At 70.4% G+C, this 19,053-nt stretch carries 15 protein-coding genes; 13 read left to right on the top strand and 2 right to left on the bottom strand.

Going from position 1 to position 19,053, the window contains the following annotated elements:
• The first annotated feature begins 33 nt into the window (after positions 1–33).
• The 6 genes from D9R14_RS06880 (at position 34) to D9R14_RS06905 (ending at position 5,663) form a co-directional block, all read left to right on the top strand.
• On the top strand, positions 34–735 hold the full coding sequence (locus tag D9R14_RS06880; protein WP_121622576.1) for a phosphoribosylanthranilate isomerase: 702 nt from the start codon (positions 34–36) through the stop codon (positions 733–735).
• Positions 732–1,973, top strand: coding sequence for a tryptophan synthase subunit beta (trpB, locus tag D9R14_RS06885; protein WP_121622577.1), 1,242 nt, complete (start codon positions 732–734; stop codon positions 1,971–1,973). The genes D9R14_RS06880 and trpB overlap by 4 nt, the downstream gene beginning before the upstream one ends.
• On the top strand, positions 1,970–2,311 hold the full coding sequence (locus D9R14_RS06890; protein ID WP_121622578.1) for a hypothetical protein: 342 nt from the start codon (positions 1,970–1,972) through the stop codon (positions 2,309–2,311). The genes trpB and D9R14_RS06890 overlap by 4 nt, the downstream gene beginning before the upstream one ends.
• Before the next feature lie 106 nt (positions 2,312–2,417).
• Complete coding sequence (trpA, locus tag D9R14_RS06895) at positions 2,418–3,263, top strand: tryptophan synthase subunit alpha (protein WP_121622579.1); 846 nt, start codon at positions 2,418–2,420, stop codon at positions 3,261–3,263.
• A gap of 114 nt (positions 3,264–3,377) precedes the next feature.
• Entirely contained in the window at positions 3,378–4,298 is a 921-nt protein-coding gene (gene accD / locus D9R14_RS06900) for an acetyl-CoA carboxylase, carboxyltransferase subunit beta (protein WP_121622680.1), read from the top strand.
• Positions 4,299–4,337: 39 nt separating this feature from the next.
• On the top strand, positions 4,338–5,663 hold the full coding sequence (locus D9R14_RS06905) for a bifunctional folylpolyglutamate synthase/dihydrofolate synthase (RefSeq protein WP_121622580.1): 1,326 nt from the start codon (positions 4,338–4,340) through the stop codon (positions 5,661–5,663).
• Between the two features lie 22 nt (positions 5,664–5,685).
• Here the strand turns inward: D9R14_RS06905 and D9R14_RS06910 are convergent, their stop codons facing one another.
• Entirely contained in the window at positions 5,686–6,591 is a 906-nt protein-coding gene (locus tag D9R14_RS06910; RefSeq protein ID WP_121622581.1) for a LysR family transcriptional regulator, read from the bottom strand.
• Between the two features lie 188 nt (positions 6,592–6,779).
• On the opposite strand from D9R14_RS06910, the gene D9R14_RS06915 reads away from it, so the two are divergent.
• The 3 genes from D9R14_RS06915 to D9R14_RS06925 all read left to right on the top strand — a co-directional run bounded on the left by D9R14_RS06915 (position 6,780) and on the right by D9R14_RS06925 (position 12,604).
• Complete coding sequence (locus tag D9R14_RS06915) at positions 6,780–7,625, top strand: alpha/beta hydrolase (RefSeq protein WP_121622582.1); 846 nt, start codon at positions 6,780–6,782, stop codon at positions 7,623–7,625.
• Between the two features lie 23 nt (positions 7,626–7,648).
• A complete protein-coding gene (locus D9R14_RS06920; RefSeq protein WP_121622583.1) occupies positions 7,649–8,842 on the top strand; it encodes an efflux RND transporter periplasmic adaptor subunit in 1,194 nt (397 codons plus the stop codon).
• 534 nt (positions 8,843–9,376) lie between these two features.
• Positions 9,377–12,604, top strand: a complete 3,228-nt coding sequence (locus tag D9R14_RS06925; protein WP_121622584.1) for an efflux RND transporter permease subunit — start codon at positions 9,377–9,379, stop codon at positions 12,602–12,604.
• A gap of 210 nt (positions 12,605–12,814) precedes the next feature.
• Here the strand turns inward: D9R14_RS06925 and D9R14_RS06930 are convergent, their stop codons facing one another.
• The gene (locus D9R14_RS06930; protein ID WP_121622585.1) at positions 12,815–13,498 is read right to left on the bottom strand and encodes a sulfite oxidase-like oxidoreductase; all 684 of its coding nucleotides are present in this window, start codon (positions 13,496–13,498) and stop codon (positions 12,815–12,817) included.
• A gap of 214 nt (positions 13,499–13,712) precedes the next feature.
• On the opposite strand from D9R14_RS06930, the gene D9R14_RS06935 reads away from it, so the two are divergent.
• The 4 genes from D9R14_RS06935 (at position 13,713) to ftsZ (ending at position 18,860) form a co-directional block, all read left to right on the top strand.
• Positions 13,713–14,633, top strand: coding sequence for a D-alanine--D-alanine ligase (locus D9R14_RS06935; protein WP_121622586.1), 921 nt, complete (start codon positions 13,713–13,715; stop codon positions 14,631–14,633).
• Positions 14,600–15,574: a cell division protein FtsQ/DivIB gene (locus D9R14_RS06940; RefSeq protein WP_121622587.1), complete on the top strand. Its 975-nt coding sequence runs from the start codon at positions 14,600–14,602 to the stop codon at positions 15,572–15,574. Before D9R14_RS06935 ends, D9R14_RS06940 begins: the two co-directional genes overlap by 34 nt.
• Positions 15,571–16,899, top strand: coding sequence for a cell division protein FtsA (gene ftsA, locus D9R14_RS06945; RefSeq protein WP_245420611.1), 1,329 nt, complete (start codon positions 15,571–15,573; stop codon positions 16,897–16,899). The genes D9R14_RS06940 and ftsA overlap by 4 nt, the downstream gene beginning before the upstream one ends.
• Positions 16,900–16,988: 89 nt before the next feature.
• Positions 16,989–18,860 carry a cell division protein FtsZ gene (ftsZ, locus tag D9R14_RS06950; RefSeq protein WP_121622588.1) on the top strand — a complete coding sequence of 624 codons (1,872 nt, stop codon included), beginning with the start codon at positions 16,989–16,991 and terminating at the stop codon, positions 18,858–18,860.
• Positions 18,861–19,053: the final 193 nt, after the last annotated feature.

The following is a 19,053-nucleotide window of genomic DNA, read 5'->3' on the forward strand; positions in this document are numbered from 1 at the left end:
CGACGGCCCGCGCCTCAACGTTTCGGAAGACCCATGGGCATCGAGATCAAGATCTGCGGCCTCCGGACTGCCCCCACGCTGGAGGCGGCGCTGGCGGTGGGCGCCGATCTCGTGGGCTTCGTGCATTTCCCGAAGAGCCCGCGCCACCTGTCGATCGCCGCGCTGCCCGCCCTGTCCGCGCAGGTCGCCGGCCGGGCGCTCAAGGTGGCGCTCACGGTGGATGCGGACGACGCGACGCTCGCCGCCCTCGTCGCCGCGCTCGATCCCGATATCCTCCAGCTTCACGGCACCGAGAGCCCGGCGCGGGTCGCCGCCATCCGCGCCGCCTTCGGCCGGCCGGTGATGAAGGCGCTGCCGGTCGCCCGGCGCGAGGACCTCGCCGTAGTGCCGGCCTTCGCGGCCGTCGCCGACCGCCTGCTGTTCGATGCCAAGCCCGCCCCGGACGACGTGCTGCCAGGCGGCAATGGGCGGCCTTTCGACTGGCGGTTGCTCGCCGGCCTTGACGTTTCCCGTCCCGCCATGCTTTCCGGAGGGCTCGACGCGGCGAATGTGGCCGACGCCCTTTCGGTGGCGCGGGTCGATGGCGTGGACGTCTCCTCGGGCGTCGAGGATGCTCCGGGCGTCAAGTCGCCGGACAAGATCCGCGCCTTCGTGGCGGCGGCGCGCAGCGCAGCCGCGGCGAGGGACGCTGCCGCAGCAAAACCGTATCCTCTTGATAAAGCCGAGGTTTCGTGAACGCCCCCAACTCCTTCCGCACCGGTCCCGACGAGCGTGGCCATTTCGGCATCCACGGCGGCCGCTTCGTCGCCGAGACGCTGATGCCGCTCATCCTGGAGCTGGAGAAGGCCTATGAGGCGGCCAGGGCCGATCCCGCCTTCCAGGCGGAGATGGACGGCTACCTCACCCATTATGTGGGCCGGCCCTCCCCGCTCTATTACGCCGAGCGCCTCACCGAGCATCTGCGCGATGTGGCGCGCAAGGCCGGCAAGGATGGGGGCGCCAAGATCTATTTCAAGCGCGAGGAGCTGAACCACACCGGCTCCCACAAGGTGAACAACGTGCTCGGCCAGATCATGCTGGCCCGCCGCATGGGCAAGCATCGCATCATCGCCGAGACCGGCGCCGGCCAGCACGGCGTCGCCACCGCCACGCTCTGCGCGCGCTTCGGCCTGAAGTGCGTGGTCTATATGGGCGCGGTGGACGTGGAGCGGCAGAAGCCCAACGTGTTCCGCATGAAGATGCTGGGCGCCGAGGTGGTGCCGGTTCAGTCCGGCTCCAAGACCCTCAAGGACGCCATGAACGAGGCGCTGCGCGACTGGGTCACCAACGTGCACGACACCTTCTACTGCATCGGCACGGTGGCGGGCCCCCACCCCTATCCCGGCATGGTGCGCGACTTCCAGTCCATCATCGGCCGAGAGACGCGCGAGCAGATCATGGAGGCGGAAGGCCGCCTGCCGGACAGCCTGATCGCGGCCGTGGGCGGCGGCTCCAACGCCATGGGCCTGTTCCATCCGTTCCTGGACGATCCCACCGTGGAGATGTTCGGCGTCGAGGCGGCGGGCCACGGCATCGCCTCCGGCCAGCACGCCGCCTCCATCACCGGCGGCAAGCCCGGGGTTCTGCACGGCAACCGCACCTATCTCCTGATGGACGGCGACGGGCAGATCGCCGAGGCGCATTCCATCTCCGCCGGCCTCGACTATCCCGGCATCGGCCCCGAGCATTCCTGGCTCAACGACATCGGCCGGGTGACGTACATCACCTGCACCGATGCCGAGGCCTTGGCCGCGTTCCAGGTGTGCTCGAAGCTTGAGGGCATCATACCGGCGCTCGAATGCGCGCATGCGCTCGGCAAGGTGCTGGAACTCGCCACCGAGCGGCCGCAGGACCACCTGATGGTGATGAATCTCTCGGGCCGGGGAGACAAGGACATCTTCACGGTGGCCGAGCATCTGGGGGCACAGATATGAGGCAGAAGCTGCGCTTTGCGTCCGCCATTCCGACCCTCGCCATGGCCGCCTTCGCCGGGGGCGCGGCCGCCGATCCCGCCGGCCTCATCCTGACCACCGACAAGGTGCGCTCGGACGGCGGCGGCGCGTTCATCTCGGTCGCGGTGAAGAACAATTCCACCCAGGTGATCGACCAGATCGTCGTCACCTGCACGTTCAAGAACGGCGGCAAGGCGGTGGGCACCTCCTCCACCACCCTGTTCTCGACCGTTCCCGGCGTCACCGGCCAGGACCAGGTGCGCCTGTTCGGTGCGAACGCCACGGCGGCGGACTGCGCCATCACCAGCCCGAAGTCCTGACGGCATTCCGACCGCGCGCCGCTCCCGCGGCGCGCTGCCCCTGTCCCGGCGCCGTCGCGGCGCCTGCCTGCCTTGCGGCAGGCCAACAAAAATCCGGCGACCTTCCATGACCAGCCCGACCACGAGCCCGACCCGTATCGACGACCGCTTCCAGGCCCTCGCGAAGGAGGGACGGCCCGGCCTCGTCACCTTCATCACCGCTGGCGATCCGGACGGGGCGACCTCGCTCGCTATCCTCAAGGCCCTGCCCGGCGCGGGTGCGGACGTGATCGAGCTGGGCGTGCCCTTCACCGACCCCATGGCGGACGGCCCGGCGATCCAGGCCGCCGGCCTGCGCGCGCTTCGTGCCGGCCAGACGCTCGCCAAGACGCTCGGCATGGTGAAGGCCTTCCGGGAAGGTGACGCCACAACGCCGATCGTCCTGATGGGCTATTTCAACCCGATCTACGTCTACGGCGTCGACCGCTTCCTGGCGGACGCCAAGGCGGCGGGCGTGGACGGCCTGATCGTCGTCGACCTGCCGCCGGAAGAGGACGACGAGCTGTGCCTGCCGGCGCTCGCCGCCGGCATCGACTTCATCCGGCTCGCCACCCCGACCACCGACGACAGGCGCCTGCCGGCCGTGCTGAAGCACACGGCGGGCTTCGTCTATTATGTCTCCATCACCGGCATCACCGGCTCGGCGACCCCCGACGCCGATGCGGTCGGCACCGCGGTGAAGCGCATCAAGGGGCACACCGCGCTGCCGGTGGCCGTGGGCTTCGGCGTGAAGACGCCCGAGCAGGCGGCCGCCATCGCCAAGGGCGCGGACGCCGTGGTGGTGGGCTCGGCGCTGGTGGAGACGGTGCGCGCCAGCCTCGATTCCCACGGCAAGGCGACCGCCGAGACCGTGCCCGCCGTGGAGCAGCTCGCCCGCGCGCTCGCCGATGCAGTGCGCGCCGTGCGGCGCTGAACGGCGCCGGGCGGCACCCACGCCGCACTTTCGCCGCGCTCGGCTTGCCTTTAGAGGTGTGCCGTGGCACGCCGCGCTGCAACACGCCGCCGCGCTGATCCGCCGGAGATGCCCGTGAACTGGATTTCCAACGTCGTCCGCCCGAAGATTCGCGACTTCCTGGCGCGGCGCGAGGTTCCCGAGAACCTCTGGGTGAAGTGCCCGGAAACCGGGCAGATGGTGTTCCACAAGGACCTGGAGACGAACCAGTTCGTCATCCCCGGCTCCGGCTATCACATGCGCATGGACGCGGTGACGCGGCTGAAGAACACCTTCGACGACGGCGCCTATGAGGAGGTCGCCCTCCCCGACGTGGCGATCGACCCGCTGAAGTTCCGCGACGAGCGCCGCTACGTGGACCGGCTGAAGGACGCGCGCGCCAAGACCTCCTACCAGGACGCGGTGAAGGTCGCGACCGGGATGCTGGAGGAGCTGCCGGTCACGATCGCGGTGCAGGACTTCGGCTTCATGGGCGGCTCGCTCGGCATGGCCGCCGGCGAGGCGGTGGTGACCGGCCTCCAGACCGCGGCGCAGAAGGGCACGCCCTTCATCATGTTCGCCGCCTCTGGCGGGGCGCGCATGCAGGAGGGCATCCTCTCGCTCATGCAATTGCCGCGCACCACGGTGGCGATCCAGGAACTGCGCGAGGCGAAGAAGCCCTACATCGTCGTGCTCACCAATCCCACCACGGGCGGCGTCACCGCCTCCTACGCCATGCTGGGCGACATCCAGATCGCCGAGCCGGGCGCGCTGGTGGGCTTCGCCGGCCCGCGCGTGATCGAGCAGACCATCCGCGAGAAGCTGCCCGAGGGCTTCCAGCGGGCCGAATACCTGCACGCCCACGGCATGATCGACCTCGTGGTGCACCGCCACCAGATGCGCGAGACGCTGGGCCGCCTGTGCCGGCTGCTCATGCGCGCCCCGGCGCTGCCGCCCAAGGCGCGCCTGCCGCGCCCGTCCGCTCCGGAGGCCGCGCCGCCCGCTTCCGCGGCCTGACGGTCCCCGCCAGCCGCGGGGCCTCGAAAGAAGACGAAGATGGCCCTAGCCCAGCCCATGCGGGCGCCGGATTCCATTTTGGACCGGCTCTCCGCTCTGCATCCCAAGAAGATCGATTTGTCGCTCGCACGCATGGAGCGGCTGATGGCGGCGCTCGGCCATCCCGAGCGGCGGCTGCCGCCCGCGATCCATGTGGCCGGAACCAACGGCAAGGGCTCCACCATCGCTTTCATGCGCGCCATCCTGGAGGCAGCGGGAAAGCGCGTCCACGTCTATACCTCGCCGCATCTGGTGCGCTTCAACGAGCGTATCCGCCTCGCCGGGCATCTGGTGGAGGACGCCCCGCTGGCGGAGGCGCTGGAGCGGGCCGAGACGGCGAATGCCGGCGCGCCCATCACCCTGTTCGAGATCACCACCGCCGCGGCGCTCATCCTCTTCTCCGAGACGCCGGCGGACGTGCTGCTGCTGGAGGTGGGCCTCGGCGGGCGGCTCGACGCCACCAACGTGATTGAGACGCCGGCGGTGAGCGTCATCACCCCGGTCTCCATCGACCATGTGGACTTCCTCGGCTCGACGCTTTCCGCCATCGCCGGCGAAAAAGCCGGCATCATCAAGCCCCGGGTGCCGGTCGTGTCGGGCGCCCAGGCCGGCGAGGCGGAGGCTGTGATCGAGCGCGCGGCGGCGCGCGCCCGCGCGCCGGTCTTCATGTGCGGCCAGCACTGGAGCATCGCCGACGATGCCGGGCGGCTCGCTTATGCCGACGAGAACGGGCTGCTCGATCTGCCGCGGCCGCGGCTCGTGGGGCCGCACCAGATCGGCAATGCCGGGATCGCGGTAGCGGCCCTCCGGGCCATGCCGGGCCTGGCCTTACCGGCCGCCGCCTTCGAGGCGGGCATCCTGAAGGCCGACTGGCCGGCGCGGCTGCAGCGGCTCGGCTCCGGCCCCCTGGTGGCGCGGGCGCCGGCGGGGGCGGAGGTCTGGCTCGACGGCGGCCACAACGCCGCCGGCGGCGAAGCACTCGCCCATGCGGTCTGCGAGCTGGAGGAGCGCTATTCGCGGCCGCTGGTGCTGGTGGTCGGAATGCTGGGAACCAAGGATGTCAGCGGCTTCCTCGCCCCATTCGCCGGACTGGCGCGGGCGGCGGTGGCGGTGCCGGTTCCCGGAGACCATATGGGCCTGTCGCCGCAGGAGGTGGCGGCCACCGCCCAGGCGCTCGGCATCCCCGCGTCGGTCGCGGCGGACGTGGGCGCGGCGCTGGACGGACTGTCGTTCCACCCCCAATTCCCGCCGCCGCGAGTCCTGGTGGCGGGATCGCTGTATCTGGCCGGCGCGGTGCTGGCGCAGAACGGGATGGTGCCGGACTAGGCCGAAGTCGCCCCGGTCCGGGTCACGCCAGATTGGCGCGCGCGAACCGGTCGGCCACCCAGTCGACGAACACCCGCACCCGGTTCGAGAGGTGCCGGTTCGGCGCATAGACTACGTGGATGGGCAGCGGCTCGGCGTCCCACTCGCCGAGCACGGACACGAGCGCCCCGCGGGCGATGTGGGGCGCCACCAGGAAGGCGGGCGCCTGCAGCACGCCCATCCCGGCGAGGCCGGCGGCGAGGTAGGCGACGCCGTCATTGCAGGCGACCCGGTAGCGGCCGGCCACTTCGATCACCTCCCCGTCCCGGCGGAACTCGTAGTCGAAATAGCGCCCGGTCGCCTCGCTGAAATAGCGCACGACCACGTGCTCGGTCTCAAGCTCACTGGGATGGCGCGGGATGCCGTGGGCGGCGATGTAGGACGGCGCGGCGCAGGTGAGGAACGGCACCTGGCCGATGCGGCGGGCGATCAGCGAGGGGTCGCGGATTTCGCCCGCGCGAATCACGCAGTCCACGTTCTCGCCGAGCAGGTCGACCGGCCGGTCGGTGCAGCCCACGTCGAGCTGGATGTCGGGATAGCGGGCGAGGAAGTCGGGCAGCGCCGGAATCAGCACCTCCACCGCCAGCGAGGGGGACAGGTCGATGCGCAGCCGCCCGCGCGGATTGGCCTGGGAGGCGGACATCGAGCCGTCCAGCTCCTCGAGGTCGTTGAGGAGGGCGAGCGCGCGCTCGTAATAGGCGGCGCCGTCCGGCGTCACGGTCACCCGGCGGGTGGTGCGGTTGAGCAGGCGCGTGGAGAGGTGCGCCTCCAATTGCTGGATCTGCTTGGTGAGGGTCGCCTTGGGCAGCGCGAGCACGGCGGCGGCCCGGGTGAAGCTGCCGGTTTCCACCACCCGCATGAATCCCCGCATTGCAGCAAGCTGGTCCATCACCCGGTCGCTTCCTGTGATTTAGCTCTGATTGTTCATGTAAGTGAATAATAATATCGCAATTGGCCAGTTTATCCAGACTTCCGTTAGGTCTAGCTTTTTGCATCGCACAAGGCCAGCGGGCCTCCGCGAACAGCTCCCAAGAGCGGTCTCCAAGAGCAGCCCCCAAGACGGACCGAAAACGCGCCATGACCCCGCCCCTCATCCCCACCTGCCAGCCTTGGACCGAGCGGCGCATCGCCACCGCGTCGGGCGAGATGCCGGTGCGGGTCTATGGACGGGCGGTGCCGGGGGCTCCTCTGGTGCTGAATCTGCACGGCGGCGCCTTCACCGAAGGCTCGTGCCAGTGCGGCGACCTGGTCGCCCGCCTTCTGGCGGTGGCCGGCGCGGTGGTGGTCTCGGCGGAATATCCGCTCGCCTGCGAGCATCCGTTTCCGTTCGCGCTCACCGCCATGGCCGGCGTCCTGGCGGCGCTCCATGCCCAGCGCGGCGAGATCGCCCGCAAGTCCTCGAAGCTGTTCGTCGCCGGGGTGGAGGCGGGCGGCAACCTCGCCGCCGGCCTCGCCATGATGGCGCGCGACCAGCAGCACCCGCCGATCGCCGGGCAGATCCTCATCTCGCCCATGCTCGACCCGACGCTCGCCACCGCCTCGTGGCGCGAGGCCGAGATCGGCGCCTCCGGCTGCAAGTGGGCGGACGGCTGGCAGAAATATCTCGGCACTGCCGACAAGGCGTCCCACCCTTATGCGGCGCCGCTCGCCTCCTCCCGGCTCGCCGGCCTGCCGCCGGCGCTGATCGTCAGCGCCGAAGACGACCCCCTGCGTGACGAGAGCGTCGCCTATGCCCGCGCGCTCGCCAAGGCGGGCGTGCCCACCACCATCGAGGTGCTGGAAGCCCCCACCGAATGGCCCGAGGGGCTCGACGGCGAGGCCGCCGTGCCGCCGGCCTGGGAAGCGCGCCTCACCGCGCTGTTCGCCGCCTTCTTCAAATCCGCGACCGGGCGTCGGAACGCCGCCGCCTCGTCCGTCCTCTGACCGACCGCATCCAGGAACGACCCATGACCCGTCCTTTGTCCCTGAAGCGCCTGCTCTTCCTCGGCATCGCCGTGGGCGCCCTCGGCGCCGCCAGCTTCGCCCTCCTGCCCGAGCACGGAGCGAAGGCGGACCCCGCCGCGGCGTCCGCCAGCGCCCCGCCCCCGCCGCCCGTCTCGGTGGCGACGGTGGAGTCGCGCGAGACCCAGCTCTATGACGAGTTCTCCGGCCGCCTGGAGGCGGTGGAGCGCGTCGAGGTGCGCTCGCGCGTCGCCGGCCAGGTGAAGTCCGTGCACTTCCGCGAGGGCGCGCTGGTGAAGGCCGGCGACCTCCTCGTCACCATCGATCCCGAGCCGTTCCAGGCCGACGTCGACCAGGCGGCCGCGCAGGTCGCCTCCGCCGAATCGCGCGTGGAGCTGGCCAAGAACGAGCTGGAGCGCGGCGAGCGGCTCATCAACTCGCGGACCATCTCGCAGCAGAACATCGACGAGCGGGTGAACGCCGAGCGCGCCGCCCGCGCCGGCCAGCGCGCCGCCGAGGCGCAGTTGCGCGCCGCGCAGCTCAATCTCTCTTATACCCAGGTGCGCGCCCCGGTGTCCGGCCGGGTCGGGCGGCTGGAGATCACGGTGGGCAACCTGGTGGCCGCCGGCCCCGGCGCGCCGGTGCTGACCTCGCTGGTGTCGGTCGACCCGATCTATGCCAGCTTCTCGGCCGACGAGGGCGTGGTGCTGAAGGCGCTCGACGCCCTCGGCGGCGCCGATGGCGGCATCGAGCGCATCCCGGTGCTGATGAGCGTCGGCGCGGGCCGCCCGGTCGAGGGCCGCATGCAGCTCATCGACAACCAGGTCGACGCCCGCACCGGCACGGTGCGCGTGCGCGCCCAGTTCGCCAATGCCGACGGGCGCTTCATTCCCGGCCAGTTCGTGCGGCTCAAGATGGGCCAGGTGAAGACCGAGCCGGCGCTGCTGGTGAGCGAGCGCGCGGTGGGCACCGACCAGGACAAGAAGTTCGTGTTCGTGGTGGGCGCCGACAACAAGGCGGTCTGGCGCGAGGTGACGCTCGGCCCGGCGGCCGACGGTCTCCGGGTCGTCACCACGGGCCTCAAGCCCGGCGAGCGGGTGATCGTGAACGGCCTCCACCGCGTGCGCCCCGGCGCCGAGGTGACGCCGGAGCCGGTGCCCATGCTCGTCACCCAGGCCGCGGCCGCGACGGTGAAGTAGTCGCCGTCATGCCCCGGCGCATCTAGGGCATCCGCCAGGCCGATAGCCCGGCGCCGCGGCGAGAACCGCCGTCATGCTCCGGCTTGACCGGAGCATCCACCGCCGAGCCGGGATACCGGCAGGGCGTGGGCCCTCCGGTCAAGCCGGAGGGCGACGGTGGGAGGGATGGTCGGCGGTGGAGCAGACTTGGCGACGGGGGAAGCCCCTCCGGCGCCCAAACAAGCCACCGTCATGCCCCGGCTCGTCCGGGGCATCCACCGGGCCGACACCCCGGCGTCGCGGCGCCCCGCAGTGGATCCCCCGGACAAGCCGGGGGATGACGGCGGGGAGGAGGGCGACGGTGGCCCAGGATCTGAATTCCCATCCCTCTCCTCCCCCAGGGAGAGGGTCGGGTGAGGGCTGGCCGATGGCCACCGCCCCCGGCTGGAGGCCGGCCCTCACCCATCTCTTTTCGCGGCTCCCGCCCAATCGGGCCGAGCCTACGCGTTCCGCGTCCCAGCCAACGTCCAGCCGCCTCCGACGGAGGAAGGTGCCATGAACCTGTCCAAGTTCTTCATCGACCGCCCGATCTTCGCGGGCGTGCTGTCGGTGCTCATCTTCCTCGCCGGCCTGATCGCCATGCGGGCGATGCCGATCTCGGAATATCCCGAGGTCTCGCCGCCCCAGGTGGTGGTGCGTGCGACCTATCCGGGCGCCAATCCCATCGTCATCGCCGAGACCGTCTCGACGCCGCTGGAGGAGGCCATCAACGGCGTCGAGGACATGCTCTACATGTCCTCCCAGGCCACCACCGACGGCATCATGACGCTGACGGTGACGTTCCGCCTCGGCACCGACCCGGACAGGGCGCAGCAGCTGGTGCAGAACCGCATCTCGCAGGCCGAGCCGCGCCTGCCGGAAGAGGTGCGCCGCCTCGGCGTGACGACGGTGAAGTCCTCGCCCGACCTCACCATGGTGGTGCACATCCTCTCCCCCAACAACCGCTACGACACCACCTATCTGCGCAACTACGCGGTGCTGAACGTGAAGGACCGGCTCGCCCGCATCGAGGGCGTCGGCCAGGTGCAGATCTTCGGTGCCGGCGACTACTCCATGCGCGTGTGGCTCGATCCGCAGAAGGTGGCCGAGCACGGACTGTCCGCCGCCAACGTGGTGAACGAGATCCGCGCCCAGAACGTGCAGGCCGCCGCCGGCGTGGTGGGCGCCTCCCCGTCCCAGCCGGGCGTGGACCTGCAGCTCTCCATCAACGCCCAGGGCCGGCTCGCGAGCGTCGAGGAATTCGGCGAGATCGTCGTCAAGAGCGGCACCGGCGGCGAGATCGTGCGCTTGCGCGACATCGCCCGCATCGAGCTCGGCGCCGCCGAATACGCGCTGCGCTCGCTGCTGGACAACAAGCAGGCGGTGGCCGTGCCGCTGTTCCAGGCGCCCGGCTCCAACGCCATCCGCATCGCCGACGAGGTGCAGCGGGTGATGGCCGAGATCAAGCAGAACATGCCCGAGGGCGTGGACTACGCCATCGTCTACGACACCACCCAGTTCGTGCGCGCCTCCATCGACGCGGTGGTGCACACGCTGCTGGAGGCGGTGCTGCTGGTGGTGCTGGTGGTGATCGTGTTCCTCCAGACCTGGCGCGCCTCGATCATCCCGCTGCTCGCCGTGCCGGTGTCCATCGTCGGCACCTTCGCGGTGATGTACGTGATGGGCTTCTCGGTGAACGCCTTGACGCTGTTCGGCCTGGTGCTCGCCATCGGCATCGTGGTGGACGACGCCATCGTCGTGGTCGAGAACGTGGAGCGCAACATCGAGGAGGGCCTCTCCCCGCGCGCCGCCACCTACAAGGCCATGCAGGAGGTCTCCGGACCCATCATCGCCATCGCCCTGGTGCTGATCGCGGTGTTCGTGCCGCTCGCCTTCATCAGCGGCCTGACCGGGCAGTTCTACCGCCAGTTCGCGCTCACCATCGCCATCTCCACCGTGATCTCGGCGATCAACTCGCTGACGCTGTCGCCGGCGCTCGCGGCGCTGCTGCTGAAGGGCCACGACGCGCCCAAGGACCGCCTGACGCGGGTGATGGACGCGCTGTTCGGCTGGTTCTTCCGCGGCTTCAACCGCGCCTTCTCCGCCGCCTCGCGCGGCTATGGCGGCATCGTCGGGCGCATCGTCACGCGGCGCGTGGTGATGATGGGGCTCTATCTCGTCATCATCGCCCTCACGGTGGGCGTGTTCCGCGCCGTGCCGTCGGGCTTCGTGCCGGGGCAGGACAAGCAGTATCTCGTCGGCTTCGCCCAGCTGCCGGACGGCGCCACGCTCGACCGCACCGAGGAGGTGATCCGCAAGATGAGCGAGATCGCCCTGAAGGAGCCGGGCATCGAGAGCGCCATCGCCTTTCCGGGCCTGTCCATCAACGGCTTCACCAACTCGTCCAACTCCGGCATCGTGTTCGTGACGCTGAAGCCGTTCGAGGAACGGCGCGACCCCCATCTGTCGGGCAATGCTCTGGCGATGGCGCTGAACATGAAGTTCGCCGCCATCCCGGAGGCGATGATCGCCATGTTCCCGCCGCCGCCGGTGTCGGGGCTCGGCACAATCGGCGGCTTCAAGCTGCAGATCGAGGACCGCGTGGGCCTCGGCTACGCGGCGCTGGACGAGGCGACCAAGGCGTTCCTCGGCAAGGCCATGCAGGCGCCCGAGATCGCCGGCCTGTTCTCCTCCTACCAGGTGAACGTGCCGCAGCTCTATGCCGATATCGACCGCGTCAAGGCGCGCCAGCTCGGCGTCGCGGTGACCGACGTGTTCGAGACCATGCAGATCTATCTGGGCTCGACCTACGTCAACGACTTCAACAAGTTCGGCCGCACCTACACGGTGCGCGTCCAGGCCGACGCGCCGTTCCGCGCCCGCGCCGAGGACGTTGGTCAGCTGAAGGTGCGCTCGCAGAGCGGCGAGATGATCCCGCTCTCGGCGCTGCTCAAGGTACGCTCGGCGGCCGGGCCGGAGCGGGCCATGCGCTACAACGGCTTCCTCACCGCCGACGTGAACGGCGGCGCCGCCCCCGGCTTCTCCACGGGCCAGGCCCAGGCTGCGGTGGAGCGGATCGCCCGCGAGACCCTGCCGAAGGGCTTCGACTTCGAATGGACCGAGCTGACCTACCAGGAGATCCTCGCCGGCAATTCGGCGATCTACGTGTTCCCGCTGGCCATCTTCCTGGTCTTCCTGGTGCTCGCCGCCCAGTATGAGAGCCTCATGCTGCCGCTGGCGATCATCATGATCGTGCCCACCGGCCTGTTCGCCGCTTTGACCGGGGTGTGGCTCTCGGGCGGCGACAACAACGTCTTCACCCAGATCGGCCTGTTCGTTCTGGTGGGGCTCTCGGCCAAGAACGCGATCCTCATCGTCGAGTTCGCGCGCGAGCTGGAGTTCGCCGGGCGCACGCCGATCCAGGCGGCGATCGAGGCGAGCCGGCTCCGGCTGCGGCCGATCCTGATGACCTCGCTCGCCTTCATCATGGGCGTGGTGCCGCTGGTGCTGTCGGTGGGCGCCGGCGCCGAGATGCGCCGGGCCATGGGCATCGCGGTGTTCTCGGGGATGATCGGCGTGACCTTCTTTGGCATCTTCCTGACGCCGGTGTTCTACGTGATGCTGCGCGCGCTCTCCGGCAACCGCCCGCTAACCCAGCACGGCCCGGCCCCGCTCGTCGCCGAGCCGGCCGGGCACGGCGCCCCCGCCATGCCGGCCCCGGCCGCGCACAGGGCGGAGGAGTGAGAACAGCTTCGCGGGCTGTCGACACCCCCTCCCCTGCCCCTCCCCACCAGGGGGAGGGGAGGCTTCACGTGGAGGGCGTCACGCCCTTCCCGATCGCGACGTGAAAACCCCTCCCCCTTGTGGGGAGGGGATTGGGGTGGGGGTGTCAGAACGCCCGCGACGCAGAAGATGAATGCTCCGGTCAAGCCGGAGCATGACGGCGGGAGCGCCTCAGTCGTCGGAGTAGCGCTGCTCCGCCCAGGGATCGCCGCGCATGTGGTAGCCGCGCTCCTCCCAGAAGCCGGCCTTGTCGGCGGCGATGAAGTCGATGGACTTCAGCCACTTGGCGCTCTTCCAGAAATAGAGGTGCGGCACCACGAGGCGCATGGGGCCGCCATGCTCGCGGGTGAGCGGCGCGCCCGCCCACGCATGGGCGAGCAGTGCGTCTTCCGACGCGAAGTCCTCCAGCAGCAGGTTGGTGGAATAGCCGTCGAACGAGTGCAGCATCACCGCCACCGCATGGGGCGCGGGCATCACCAAATCGAGCAGGTCATGGGTGGAGACGCCCTGCCAGGTGTTGTCGTAGCGCGACCAGGTGGTGACGCAGTGGATGTCGTTGACGAAGCTCTTCTGCGGCAGCGCCAGGAAGGCGTCCCAGTCGAGCGAGACGGGGTTCTCCACCGCCCCCGACACGTCGAGCCGGAAGCGCATGGGCGGCACCATGGGCTGGATGCCGAGGTCGAGCACCGGCCAGTCCTTCACCAGATGCTGGCCCGGCGGCAGGCGCTCGCCCTCGGGCCGCGCCACGCGGCCGGTTAGGAACTTGCCCTCCTGCGCCCAGCGCAGCTTGGTGCGGGTGAGCTTGGTGTCTTCCGGCGGCCCGTCCGGGGCGCCCGCGTCGGAGAGGTCGGTCATGGCATCCTCCGGGTCAAGGCCGTGATGTTGCGTCAAGATTAGCACGATGCGGCGGCGCGCGCCGCGGGGCGCGGAGTGGCATCGGGGCGCGGTGCCCATTATGGATTTGGGAAGGGTTCGGCGGTGGAATGCGCGCTGCCGGCCGGCCGCGGCTGCGGCGCGCCTCCGCGCGCCCGGCCTGCGCGCCCGCGCGGCACATGAGGAACGAGACGCGATGACGAAACACGTGGCGGTGCTGATGGGCGGCTGGTCCGCCGAGCGCGAGGTGTCCCTGAGGTCCGGCGCCGCCTGCGCCGCGGCGCTCGAAGCCGAGGGCTACCGCGTCACTCGTGTCGACGTGGGGCGCGACGTCGCCGAAGTGCTGGCCCGCCTGAAACCCGACGTCGCGCTCAACGTGCTGCACGGGCGGCCGGGCGAGGACGGCACCATCCAGGGCATTCTGGAGATCCTGCGCATCCCCTATTCCCATTCCGGCGTGCTCGCCTCGGCGCTTGCCATGGACAAGGCGCAGGCGCGAATCACCCTGGCGGCGGCCGGCGTGCCGGTGGCGGCGGGGCGCACCGTATCGCGCGCCGAGGCGGCGGCCGGCCATGTCATGGAGCCGCCTTACGTGCTGAAGCCGATCTGCGAGGGGTCGAGCTTCGGCGTGTTCATCGTGCGCGAGGACCAGGCCCACCCGCCCCAGGAACTCCACCGGGACGACTGGTCGTTCGGCGAGCTTCTGCTCGCGGAACGCTTCATTCCCGGGCTTGAGCTGACCTGCGGCGTCATGGGCGAGGACGCCCTCGGCGTGATCGAGATCGAATCGGCGCACAAGTTTTACGACTACGAAAGCAAGTATGCGCCCGGCGGCTCGATCCACATCCTTCCGGCCCGGATTTTACCTGAAGTTTACCAGCACGTGCGGATGTTGAGCGTGACGGCGCACCGAGCTCTCGGCTGCCGGGGGGTGTCGCGATCCGACTTCCGATACGACGAGCGCACCGGAGACATCTCCGGTCTCGTCTGCCTGGAGGTCAACACCCAGCCCGGAATGACCGAGACCTCGCTCGTGCCCGATATGGCAGCCCATGCGGGCATATCGTTCGGCGAGCTTGTCAAATGGATGGTCGAGGACGCGTCGCTCCAACGCTGAAGCCGAACAGGCCCGCGGCGCCGCGTCCGGCCGCGGTGCCGCCGGACCGACACAAGCGCCTGCCGCCCGAGCCGCGGCCGGCGAGCCGCCTGTCCCTGCTGCTGCGCCGCCTCTCCGTGCGCCTCGCCGCCTCCAGCCTCGGCCGGCGCGGGGCGAGCCTACTCACCGTGGCGGTGATCGGCGGCTTCGCGCTCTACGGCACCGTCATCGGCGGCCATGTGCAGGAGGCCAAGGAGATCGGCCTCGACATCGCCGACGCGGCGGCCAACATCGCCGGCTTCAAGGTGGTGCAGGTGAACCTGTCGGGCCAGAATCACGTGACCCCGGCGGCGATCCTGGAGGCGGCCGGCATCAAGTCCTCCACCTCGATCCTGTTCGTGCACGCCGACGAGACCCGCGCGCGCCTCGAAGCCATGCCGTGGATCCAGTCCGCGAGCGTGCGCAAATTCTATCCCGACCGCATCGACATCGCGATCACCGAGCGGGTGCCGTTCGCGCTCTGGCAGATCAACGGCGAGATCAACGTGATCGGCCGCGACGGCCGCATCATCGCGCCCTATTCGGACGATCCGCGCTACATCAACCTGCCCATCGTCGTCGGCGAGGGCGCCGACAGGAGGGTGGGCGACATCGTCGACGCGCTGGCGCGCATCCCGGTGATCGCCGACCAGGTGCGCGCCGCCATCCTGGTGGCCGACCGGCGCTGGACGCTGAAGATGCGCAACGGGGTCGACGTGCGCCTGCCCGAGGAGGGCCTCGAAGGCGCGCTGACCCAGCTTGCCGACCTCGACCGGGACAGGAAGCTCTTGTCCCGCGACATCACCATCATCGACCTGCGTCTTCCCGACCGCGTCGCGGTGCGCCTGTCCGACGCCGCGGCGGACGCGCGGGCGCAGGCGATCAAGGCCCGGGCCAAGGCGAGGAAGGGAGGCGCGACATGAGCAGGCACAGGCTCGCCCAGGGTTTCGCGCCGAAGATGCGCCCGCTGCCGCCGCGCAAGAGCGGCATCGTCGGCGTGCTCGACATCGGCACCGGCAAGGTGGTGTGCGCCATCGCCCGGCTGAAGCCGCGCGGCGCCTCCGACGTACTCACCCGCCGTACCCATGCGGTGGACGTGCTCGGCATCGGCCACACCCGCGCCCACGGCATCAAGGGCGGCGCGGTGGTGGACATGGCGAAGGCCGAGCTCGCCATCCGCCAGGCGGTGGACATGGCCGAGCGCGCCGCCGGCGTGCAGATCGCCTCCGTGGTGGTCGGGGTCTCGGGCGGGCGCCTCGCCTCCCAGCATTACGAGGCCGCGGTGCGCATCGCCGGGCCGGCGGTGGAGGAATTCGACATCCGCCGCGTGCTGGAGGCCGCCTCCACCTACGGGGTGGGCGACGGCCGGGCCGTGATGCACGCGCTGCCGGTGGGCTATTCGCTCGACGGCCGGCGCGGCATCGGCGAGCCGTGCGGCATGCTCGGCCGCGAGCTGGGCGTCGACATGCATGTCATCACCGCCGACCTCACGGCGCTCAAGAACCTCGTGCTCTGCATCGAGCGCTGCCATCTCTCGATCGAGGCCATGGTGGCCGCGCCCTATGTGGCGGCGCTCTCCTCGCTCACCGACGACGAGATGGAGCTGGGCGTCACCCTCATCGACATGGGGGCCGGCACCACCACCTTCTCCATCGTCCAGGGCGGCCACTGCATCCATGTGGACGGCATCGCCATCGGCGGCCAGCACATCACCAACGACGTCGCCCGCGGCCTGCCCGCGCGCCTCGCCGACGCCGAGCGCATGAAGGCGCTGCACGGCGCCGTGGTGGCGGTGTCCTCGGACGACCACGACATGCTCACCGTGCCGCCGCTCTCCGGCGAGCCGCGCGACCAGCCGCACATGGTGCCGAAGTCGCGCCTCGTCACCATCGTGCGTCCGCGCGCCGAGGAGATCGTCGAACTGATTCGCGACCGGCTGAAGGCGACGGGCCATGCCTCCGACGCCGGCCGGCGCATCGTGCTCACCGGCGGGGCGGCGCAGCTCCAGGGGCTGCCGGACCTCGTCGCCCGCGTGATCGGGCCGCAGGTGCGCATCGGCCGCCCGCTCGGCGTGTCGCGCCTGCCGGAAGCCGCGCGCGGGGCCGCATTCGCGGTCACGGCGGGCCTTCTCGTCTATCCGCAGGTGGCCGGGCTCGAACATTTCGAACCGCGCCGCCGGCAGGCCGCCAACGGCGAGGCGCCGGGATATTTCGGCCGCGTCGGACGCTGGCTGAGGGACAGCTTTTAGACATGGTTAACGATCGGTGCCGTAGAAATTAACCAGGCACGATTCGTGAAGCGCGGGCCGCGTAGGGTCGGGTTCGACGGAGCAACAGCATGACGATCAATCTTCAGATGCCCGACATTCGTGAGCTTCGTCCGCGGATCACGGTGTTCGGTGTGGGCGGCGCCGGTGGCAATGCCGTCAACAACATGATCGAGGCCGGCCTCAACGGGGTCGAGTTCGTGGTGGCGAACACCGACGCCCAGGCGCTGGCGCTGACCAAGGCGCAGCGTGTGGTGCAGATGGGCGTGGCGGTGACCGAGGGCCTCGGCGCCGGCTCCCAGCCGGAAGTCGGCCGCGCCGCCGCCGAGGAAGTCCTCGACGAGATCCGCGACCACCTCTCGGGCTCCCACATGGTCTTCATCACCGCCGGCATGGGCGGCGGCACCGGCACCGGGGCCGCCCCGGTGGTGGCCCGCGCGGCGCGCGAGCTCGGCATCCTGTGCGTCGGCGTGGTGACCAAGCCGTTCCACTTCGAGGGCGCCCGCCGCATGCGGGTGGCCGAGCACGGCATCAACGAACTGCAGAAGAGCGTCGACACGCTCATCGTCATCCCGAACCAGAACCTGTTCCGGGTCGCCAACGAGAAGACCACCTTCGCCGACGCCTTCGCGATGGCGGACCAGGTGCTCTATTCGGGCGTCGCCTGCATCACCGACCTGATGGTGAAGGAAGGCCTCATCAACCTCGACTTCGCCGACGTGCGCGCCGTGATGCGCGACATGGGCAAGGCGATGATGGGCACCGGCGAGGCCTCGGGCGACAAGCGCGCCCTCCAGGCGGCGGAAGCCGCCATCGCCAATCCGCTGCTGGACGAGACCTCCATGCGCGGCGCCGGCGGCCTGCTGATCTCCATCACCGGCGGCAAGGACCTGACCCTGTTCGAGGTGGACGAGGCAGCGACCCGCATCCGCGAGGAAGTGGACCCGGACGCCAACATCATCCTCGGCGCTACTTTCGACGAGGGCCTGGAAGGCATCATCCGCGTCAGCGTGGTGGCGACCGGCATCGATCCGGCGGTGATCCCCGAGCAGGTGATCCCGGCCGACCGCTTCCCGGACCTCCAGGGCCGCAAGATGTCGAACGCCGGCCGCGCCGCCGTCGAGGCGACCCGTGAGGCGCAGATCCGCAGCGCGGTGGCCGCCATCTCCGCCGAGGACCTGATCGGCCTCGAAGCGGAGACCGCCGGCCTCGCCCCCCAGGCCGACCCGTTCGCGCCGGAGCCGGTGCGCCAGGATCGGATGCAGGAGCGGTCCGCCGTCGCCATCGACGAGGTGACCATCCGCCAGGCGGCGCCCAAGCCCTCCTTCTTCGTCGAGCCCGAGGCCGCGCCCGAGGCGCCGGTGCCGGTGGAGGACGACTTCGCCCCCTACATCCCGCCGCAGGGCCAGCGCCCGCGTCCGCCGCGCATGCCGCGCCTGGAGGAGCTGCCGCTGCCGGCGCAGAACCAGATCCGCGCCCAGCGCGGCGAGGCTCCGGCCGAAGGCCAGGGCGACAAGAAGCGCATGAGCCTGCTCCAGCGCCTCGCCAATGTGGGCCGCCGCGAGGAGCCCGAGGCCGCCGAGCCGCAGCGCCGCGACCAGCCCAGCATGCGCGCCCCCGGCCGTCCCCCCGAAGGCCGTCCCGAGGGCCGTGCGATGGAGCCGCGCGGCCAGCGCCCGCCGATGGCGCCGCCGGCCGAACCGCGCGGCATGGATCCGCGGGCCGGCGAGCGTCGCCCGCGTCCTCAGGGTGAGCGTCCGATGGGTGAGCGTCCGATGGGCGATGCGCGTCCGACCCTGCCGCAGCGCCCCGGCGATCCGGTGTCCGAATTCGCCAAGCGCCCCGCGCCCCGTCCGGCCGCGGAAGTGCCCCAGCGCGCCATGCCGCACGACGACGACGAGCAGCTGGAGATTCCCGCCTTCCTGCGCCGGCAGGCCAACTGACCTGCTCTCGCGGATGTAACAAAGGCCCCGGGGCCGCGCCACGCACGCGGCCCCAATTCATTGATATTTAACAATATTTTTAATATGCACCGCAGTAACAGGCGGTAAGCAAGCGTGATTTGGCGCCGCAGCCTCATCCGACTACGGTTCACCCAACGCCTCGGGCGATTCCCGGTTCCGCTGTTTCCGAATT

Origin of the sequence: Xanthobacter tagetidis (assembly GCF_003667445.1) — a bacterium.
In the GTDB taxonomy this organism is placed as follows: domain Bacteria; phylum Pseudomonadota; class Alphaproteobacteria; order Rhizobiales; family Xanthobacteraceae; genus Xanthobacter; species Xanthobacter tagetidis.

What these genes read in the sequence shown, in the direction of transcription:
- D9R14_RS06920 (WP_121622583.1), top strand. Translation starts at nt 7,649, where the DNA reads ATGACCCGTCCTTTGTCCCTGAAGCGCCTGCTCTTCCTCGGCATCGCC.
- ftsZ (WP_121622588.1), top strand. Translation starts at nt 16,989, where the DNA reads ATGACGATCAATCTTCAGATGCCCGACATTCGTGAGCTTCGTCCGCGG.
- D9R14_RS06935 (WP_121622586.1), top strand. Translation starts at nt 13,713, where the DNA reads ATGACGAAACACGTGGCGGTGCTGATGGGCGGCTGGTCCGCCGAGCGC.
- D9R14_RS06940 (WP_121622587.1), top strand. Translation starts at nt 14,600, where the DNA reads ATGGATGGTCGAGGACGCGTCGCTCCAACGCTGAAGCCGAACAGGCCC.
- D9R14_RS06910 (WP_121622581.1), bottom strand. Translation starts at nt 6,591, where the DNA reads ATGGACCAGCTTGCTGCAATGCGGGGATTCATGCGGGTGGTGGAAACC.
- trpA (WP_121622579.1), top strand. Translation starts at nt 2,418, where the DNA reads ATGACCAGCCCGACCACGAGCCCGACCCGTATCGACGACCGCTTCCAG.
- ftsA (WP_245420611.1), top strand. Translation starts at nt 15,571, where the DNA reads ATGAGCAGGCACAGGCTCGCCCAGGGTTTCGCGCCGAAGATGCGCCCG.
- D9R14_RS06905 (WP_121622580.1), top strand. Translation starts at nt 4,338, where the DNA reads ATGGCCCTAGCCCAGCCCATGCGGGCGCCGGATTCCATTTTGGACCGG.
- D9R14_RS06930 (WP_121622585.1), bottom strand. Translation starts at nt 13,498, where the DNA reads ATGACCGACCTCTCCGACGCGGGCGCCCCGGACGGGCCGCCGGAAGAC.
- D9R14_RS06925 (WP_121622584.1), top strand. Translation starts at nt 9,377, where the DNA reads ATGAACCTGTCCAAGTTCTTCATCGACCGCCCGATCTTCGCGGGCGTG.
- D9R14_RS06880 (WP_121622576.1), top strand. Translation starts at nt 34, where the DNA reads ATGGGCATCGAGATCAAGATCTGCGGCCTCCGGACTGCCCCCACGCTG.
- D9R14_RS06890 (WP_121622578.1), top strand. Translation starts at nt 1,970, where the DNA reads ATGAGGCAGAAGCTGCGCTTTGCGTCCGCCATTCCGACCCTCGCCATG.
- D9R14_RS06915 (WP_121622582.1), top strand. Translation starts at nt 6,780, where the DNA reads ATGACCCCGCCCCTCATCCCCACCTGCCAGCCTTGGACCGAGCGGCGC.